Genomic DNA, 7,226 nt, shown 5'->3' with positions numbered 1-7,226 from the left:
GTCCGACCGGTAGCCAGCGATGTCAACGGATCCGAATTCTCACCGGGACGCCGATCGAGGGGTTCGACTTCTACCCGCGCTGGAAAGCGGCCGACGACCCCTTCATCAGGTCGTTTCATGGCAATTGAGATAGTCGCGCCGTTCAAATTGCCGCCGATAGCCCTCGCCTGAAGCGCGCCAGCCCTTGCCTCGAACTGCTGGCCTTCCTGATATAGCTCGCCAAGGATTTTGATGCCGTAATTGCCAAGCCCGCCCTGCGGATATTGCATGGCGATGCCCGCCGACAATATTTCGCCGGCGCGGGCAATCTCGCTTGCGTCACCCGAGACGATCGGCAGCGTCAAGATATCTCCGCAGGCGAAGATCGCCGCTTGATCGGCATCGCAGGTCGCATCGGGCGTCGGGTCGACAAGGAGCGGATCGGCCTGCTGAATCTCCGGCGTCCCCTTGAGTTTCGGCAAGGGCTTCTTGCGTTTCTTTTCTCCAGCGCCATCGACGCTACGGGTTCCGGCTAATGTGCTGGCGGCGACGGGCCGGACAAAATTGAGCAGCACGTCGTGGGTCTTTTGCCGATCCGGGTCCGACGGCGCATTGATCAGGAGCACCGTTTGCCAACCGCGCAGGCCATTCGGATCGTCGGGTCGCAGCGGTGCAAAACCGGCGTTCCAAACCAGCGCGCAATTCGTGCCGCTCGCTCCGGCTTTCGCCTTGAAGGATTTCGGCTGGGTGAGCAATTGTCCCCGTGTTCCAAGCTCGAGATCATCGCAAACACTCTGGCCGGATGCCGCCACGCTGAACGGTGTGGGGGGAGCTGCGGCATCGGTGCCGGTGGCGCTCTCGATCGGCATTTTGACGCGCATGCACTGTGCTGCGTAAGGGTGGACCGTCACCTTCAGCGACGCGGCCGTCGCCTGGGTGAGGTCGATCTTCTTGCACGAGCGTGTCCAGAGCAATGCGTCGAAATAGGGTGCAGCAAGCTTGTCGGTGCGGCTTTTGACGACGATGTCGGGTAGGTCGGCCAATTCGGTGACCATCTCCGAAAAGACCTGCCGCAAGCCGCCGCGCCAGATGGGAACCGTCGTCCCGCGCCTGGAGTAAGTTGCCGCCTTGAGCCCGGAATCGGTCCATTTCATCCAGGCGTGCGAATTTGTCGGATCGGACGGCCCAGGCCGATCGAGCATCTTTTTGTAAGCAAGAAGTCCCGCAGGTCGGCCGCGCATGACATGGCGCCAAAATGAACCCGTCTGATAGCCGGCATAATCGAGATATCCGTCCGAATGGAGATTTCCGTCCTCATCGCGGAGAAGCTCTCTGAAATATTCGGGATGATCGATCGGATACAGGCTTGTATCGCGATTGATATCCAGCGGGACATCATAACGGCGAAGTCCAAGAAAAAAGGAGAAATTGGCGTTTTTCAGCCCCTTGGTCTTCAGCGCGATGGCCTTGCGGCTTAAGCCCGGTTCGCGTTCCAGCAAGCCGTAGCCAATGCCGTTGGCCTGCCCTTCGACCAGCCAGAACGGCGCCCCGTCCGCTTTCGTGCCAGGTATCTTTTCATATTGCCGCAAATGTATGAGTTCGTGCGAGATCAGCAGTTCGGCATTCCAGGCTGATATGGCGTCGGCGAACATTCTGAAGCTGAACTGCCCGCTCTTGCACCAATTCTCCGCTCCCTTGGCTGCTCCGCCGTCGCACAGGTCATATTTTGCGGTCAGGGGAATCTGGAAAGGCCCCTTGTAGGGCAGGTTGTCGCCTGCGCTGGCGGCTGCGGGTGTGGACTTGGCGCGCTTGACATAGAATGCGTTGATCTTGCCGTTCTGGCGGGTGTCGATGTGCGGGGAGCTTCCGAACTTATCGCGATGGAGGCCGAAAATTCCGCGTGCCTTAGCCTTGACCTCGGGGGGAACGGCGATCTCCTTGTCGGTCGTAAGATCGACGCCGAAGATTTCAAGCTCCGTAGGCGGAGCCTTGCTGACCTGCGCGGCGGCAAGGCCGGTCAACGCGGTCGAGCCGGCCATGGCGATCCAAAAGGCGTGCATGGTTGATCGGCTCGAAAACATCAGGCGTCTCCTGCTGCGCTGCAAGGCAACAGCGATAGGGTGGCTGGCCGGCAAGGAAACCGCGCCGGAAAGGGGATGCTGAGGGCAATTCCGAAGTCCGCAATCACGGGGTATCGGGCGCGCCGGAATAGGAAAAATCGAACCCGAAGTCGGCCTTGCTGTTCATCGCCTGGCCGTGCCCCGCTCGCGGGCCGGAGCCATGGCGGAGGATGACGATCAGAGGATCTTCGGCGTCGGCCGACAGCGGAAGCGCAAAGACAAGATCCTTTTGCAGCACACGGCCCGATACCGTACCGCCAGCCCCGATCCATTCGCACGGCTCGGCCGCCGGATCCTCGCAAATGCCGCGCCCCGCAACCCAGCTGATCGTTGCGACCGGCGTGCCCATCGAGTGGATCACCTGGATTCGCAGCATGTCCGCCCCGCCGCGGGTATGAATGCGCGGGTCGTCGCGATCGAGCTGGAAATTGCCATGCCACGCGCCGACCGCTTCGCGACCGACCTCTTCCTGCGCGACGGCGGCCAGCGGCGTGAAAAGGAGCGCGAGCCCTGCCGCAAGCGACACAGCGCCTTTCGCGCGGCGCCCCGGAACGGTCGCCGCCTCAGGTGAGCGGAACGACATAATTCATCTGCACGGTTGCTTCCGCAGGGGATTGTTCGATCACCACGACCGTAAGCGACCGACCGTCGGCGGCCGTCCCTTCAATCACCGTCTCGTTACGGTCACGCACGACGCGCTTCTTTGGCCCGGCGACTTCGAAGCCAAGTCTCTTCATCGACGCCATATGAAAGCCGACGACGTCTGCGGGCGCAGCCGCCACTGTATAAAGCAGCGTTCCCGACTTGCGCTTCTCGTTGCTGCCGAAGAAGGAGGTGCCGTATCGCCCGCCTTCATAGGTTTCAACGAAATCGGGCAGATTGTCTCGCGGGATCGGGTTGCCCTTGGCGGCAGATTTGACGATTTCGGTGATGCCCGATGCTGCCACCTCCGTCGGGCCGCCGCCGGTCTTCGCTGCCGGCGCTTCGCCGCCGCATCCGCCGAGCAACAAGGGCAGAGCGGCAATAGCAAGATGAGGTTTCATCATTCTGTCCTCTCGATCAATCAGGATATCACGCGTGAATGGACGAGGTTCAGCGTCGCGGCGCCCGCGTCATCGGTCAGAACCGTGACCATAAGCGTCCGCGCCTTGTCTTCGCTTTCGCCCATCAGCTGCACCATCTTGTCCGCTGTGTTTTCCAGACCGATCTTCAGGCCGTGCCGGGCCATCGAGGCGCGGTAGAAGGCGATCAGGGCAGCCGGCGTCTCCGCGGTTTCCAGGGTCAGCGTCCCGCCGGCCTTGTCGCCATCGTTCATCCGCATATTCGTGGTCACTCGCGCGCTCTTTGGCAGCTCGACGAAATCGGGCAGATCGTCGGTAGCGATGCCGAGGGCGCCCGGACCGTTGGCGACCGGTACCGAATTGTCGGCGGCCGCATCGGCGGGTGCCGCGGAGCCGTTCTCGCTCCCCTTTTGCGCTTCGCTGCACCCCGCGAGGGCGATCGCTGCGATCAGGATCACAAGGTCTTTTCTCATTTCGGGTCTCCTGCCAGTCCGCTGGGGCCTACCATCCGAACGTCATGCCGATACGGCCCCCGGTCGATCCCTTGACGGTGGACCCGGCGACCCCGCCCGAGACCCACACCCGCTCGCTGATCCGGCCAACCGCGACGCCCGAAAAGCCCTGCTCGCCGCGGAAGGTGGACAGGTTGAACGACAGGGCGACCGTCATGTCGGACGGGATGACGGTGCCGCCCATCGCCATCGCCGCAGCAATCCCGCCGTTGGCGCTGCGTTCAATCCGTTCCAGGCCGGCACCGAATTGCGCCAGCCGCGCGTCGAAAGCGCTGACCTGGCTGGAGAGAGCGCTGACCTGTCCGGGCAGCGCGTTGAGCCGGTCAAGGTCGAAACTCGTCGTGCCCAGATTGCCTGCGCCGTCGGCGGTCACGAGGCGCAGCGCGCCTTGCTGCGCCGCGCGGCTGGCGTCCGAATTGATCCCGGCGAGCGTATAGCTGCTGGCAGCGGAGCCGATCGCCACCTGATCGTCACGGACCGATTGCGCACCGTTGCCGATCGCGACCCCGTTGGCGCCCAGCGCACTCGCGCTATTGCCCAGCGCAATCGCATTGTCCGCGGCAGCGTTGGCACGCAGCCCCGCGGCGATTGCCGACACGCCATTGGCTGTGCTGGTGTCACCGAACGCGATCGCGGCATTGCCCGTGGCGACATTGTCCTTGCCGATCGCTATTGCGCCTTGCCCGGTCGCGATATTCGGATCGCCGATCGCGACCGCCCCGTCGCCGCTCGCCTGATTGCCAAGGCCGATAGCGACCGCGGCGCCATCTTTTGCCGTCGCACCGGTGCCGATCGCCACGGCGTCATCGCTCGTTGCCATTGCGCCGCTCCCGAGCGCGAGGGCATTGTCGCCTTGGGCCTGCGATGGAATGGCGCCGAACAATTGGGTTACGCTCGCCTCGACCCCGTCGAGGCGGGTGGCGTTCGACGCCGTGAGGGCCTCCACGCCGGTCAGGCGCCAGTCCTGCTCATCATTGCGTGCGATCGCCTGATCGGCGCGATCGAGCGCGGCGGCCGCGTCGCCGGCAGCGGAGGCGGTTTGCGTTTCGAGCGCCTGGATGCGGCCGTCCTGAACGAGATTGGCCTCCTCGACGGCATCGATCCGCTCACCCTGAGCGGTAACGGACGCTACCGCTGTCGCCGAAGCGGCGAGCGCGGCGTCGGCCTTGCCATCGGCTGCCGCTGCCGCTGTCAGTGCGGCACTGGCATCGCCCTGCGCGCCCGAAGCGGCGGCAAGCGCCGCGCTGGCATCGCTTGCCGCCTCGCTCGCCGCCGTCAGCGCCGAATCGGCCACCGCGCCTACGGCGTCGAGCTGGCCAAGATTGACAGCGTCGGTCGCGGCGGTGCCGGCGGCGACCTGAGCGATCTGGCGCAAATTGCCTGCAGCGCCGACCGATACCGTATTGTCGCGGTCCGCGATCGATCCATTGCCGAGGGCGACGCTATTGGCACCGCTCGCCACGGCATTGCCGCCCAGCGCGGTGGAATTGAGCCCCGCCGCATTGCTGCGCCCACCGAATGCTACCGAGAAATCGCCAAGCGCCAGGCTTTGGGAGCCGGTCGCCGTCGAGAAATTGCCGCCCGCATAGCTGCCGGCGCCGGTGGCGGTGGAATCGTCGCCGAAGGCTTGTGCATAGCCGCCGGTCGCGGTGGCATTGCTGCCTTGGGCAGACGCATTTGCGCCGACGGCAACGCTGGTGGCGCCGCTCGCGCTCGCGCTGATTCCCAGCGCGCTCGAGCTTTCGCCATCGGCCTGCGCCCCGCTCCCGACGGCGGTTGCCGTCGCGACCGCCCGGCTGGCTTGACCCAGCGCGGTCGCGAAATCGCCTTCGGCCAGTGCCATATTGCCGAAAGCACTGCTTTTAAGGCCGGCGGCGCGGGCGCCGGCACCGGTCGCGGTGGCGCCATCCTGCTCTGCCGCGGCATAGCCTCCCAATGCAATCGCTCCGTCGCCGCGGGCCGTGCCGCCGAGGGTGATAGCAAGCTCCCCATCGGCGATCGCCTCGGCGCCGATCGCAATCGCCCCGAAGTCGGTGGCGCCTGCCTGGAAGCCGATCGCCACGCTGCTTTCGCCTTCGGCGCGTGTCTGGGCGCCATTGGCGACCGCGCGCTCGCCGCTTGCGTTCGCGAAGGCGCCGGTCGCGGTCGCATTCGTGTTCGTCGCCTTGGAGAGTACGCCGATGCTGGTCGCGTTCATGCCGGAGCCGGTCGCATAAGAACCGATGGCGCTGCTGTTGTCGCCGCTGGCCAGTGCGCCGGTGCCATTCGCCGTGGCAAAATCGCCCGCCTGCGCATCCGCCCCGATCGCAACCCCATATTCGCCAGCAACATAGGCGCCATAGCCATCGACCAGCCCGTCGAAGTCGAGGTCGCGCTGCGGTCCAAAGCCATTCGCATCGGGGCCGTCGCCGCCAATGGCAATGCTGCCCACGCCGGATGCGAAAGCCGCGTCGCCAACCGCGATCGACCGGTTGCCGGAGGCATCGCTGTAGAAGCCGTTTGCGACCGATCGCGTGCCGGTGGCGCGGGCCTGCGAACCCGCTGCGAAACTGCCGAACTGCGATGCTTCGGACGCATTGCCTACCGCCGTGCTGGAAATTCCGGCCGCCGCGGCATCGGATCCCAGCGCAACCGCATCTTCTCCTGCCAAGCTGTCCGATCCCACCGCGAGTGCCGAGGTGCCCGCCGCCGAACTGAAGGCGCCGACCGCGGTTGCGCGATTTCCGTTGGCGTCCGCGTCGGTACCGATCGCGATGGCGTCGTCGCCGGCGGTCGTTGCGCCGCGCTCGCCCAGATTGTCGGTGACGCTGCTCCCCATCGCAATGCTGCGGGCCCCGTTTGCATAGGCATAGGTGCCGACGGCGATCGCCTTATCCTGGACGGCGATGCTGCCCGAACCCACGGCGGTGGAGGAGGTGCCGGCGGCGCGCGATGTCGCACCGACTGCGACGGCATAGTCGCTCGCTGCATCCGCGCCAAAACCGACCGCGAGCGAATTGAAGCCCGACGCCGCAGCGACATGCCCGATTGCCGACGATTGAACGCCGGTTGCGCTGGAGCGGGTTCCCAATGCCGTCGTGTTTCCGGCCGTTGCCGTGGCGCCAACGCCGCAGGCCAGCCTGTCGTCGCCGTTGCCGTCGTCGGCGGTGGCGCCGCCGTCATTATCGACCGCTGGCTCGACGGTCCCATTTTCATTCCGGTCGAGCAGGCATGTTTCCGCATGGGCTATCTGCGGCGCCGCGAACAGCGAGCCGCAAAGCAGCGCGGCGGCAACCGCGCGGAGGCTGCTGCCGCCCATCCCGCGGGAAAGCGTGCCGGCGGGGCAGGGAAATACTGCAAGGCTCTTGGTCATAACATTCTCCTGGCGCACGGCCTCCCGCACGTGGCGGCGCGTTGCGGCGATCGATCGGCTGGAAATAATGGGAATTGTCAGCTGTCCGACGGCCACGAAGGGTCGGGCTCGCTCGTCGGGGGCGGGACCGTGTCGATGCAGGTCTGCACGGCGGCTGCGCGCTCAGGATCGACGGTCAGCGAATAAATGCGGACATCGCCCT

The 7,226-nt window shown here is 65.3% G+C and carries 5 protein-coding genes; all 5 read right to left on the bottom strand.

Translation table 11 applies throughout. The annotated features are described in order from the left end of the window. The coding region (locus ABS88_RS00420; protein ID WP_286748631.1) for a hypothetical protein at positions 1-2,060 on the bottom strand (2,060 nt) is incomplete at its 3' end. Between the two features lie 103 nt (positions 2,061-2,163). Beyond that, positions 2,164-2,625, bottom strand: a complete 462-nt coding sequence (locus tag ABS88_RS00415; RefSeq protein ID WP_286748630.1) for a hypothetical protein — start codon at positions 2,623-2,625, stop codon at positions 2,164-2,166. Between the two features lie 37 nt (positions 2,626-2,662). Then, on the bottom strand, positions 2,663-3,109 hold the full coding sequence (locus tag ABS88_RS00410; RefSeq protein ID WP_286748629.1) for a hypothetical protein: 447 nt from the start codon (positions 3,107-3,109) through the stop codon (positions 2,663-2,665). 53 nt (positions 3,110-3,162) lie between these two features. Continuing rightward, a complete protein-coding gene (locus ABS88_RS00405; protein ID WP_286748628.1) occupies positions 3,163-3,618 on the bottom strand; it encodes a hypothetical protein in 456 nt (151 codons plus the stop codon). A gap of 43 nt (positions 3,619-3,661) precedes the next feature. Continuing rightward, on the bottom strand, positions 3,662-7,024 hold the full coding sequence (locus tag ABS88_RS00400) for a hypothetical protein (protein ID WP_286748627.1): 3,363 nt from the start codon (positions 7,022-7,024) through the stop codon (positions 3,662-3,664). Positions 7,025-7,226 lie beyond the last annotated feature (202 nt).

This window comes from Sphingopyxis sp. SCN 67-31, assembly GCF_001725095.1.
This window is presented reverse-complemented; position numbering and strand designations above follow the sequence as displayed.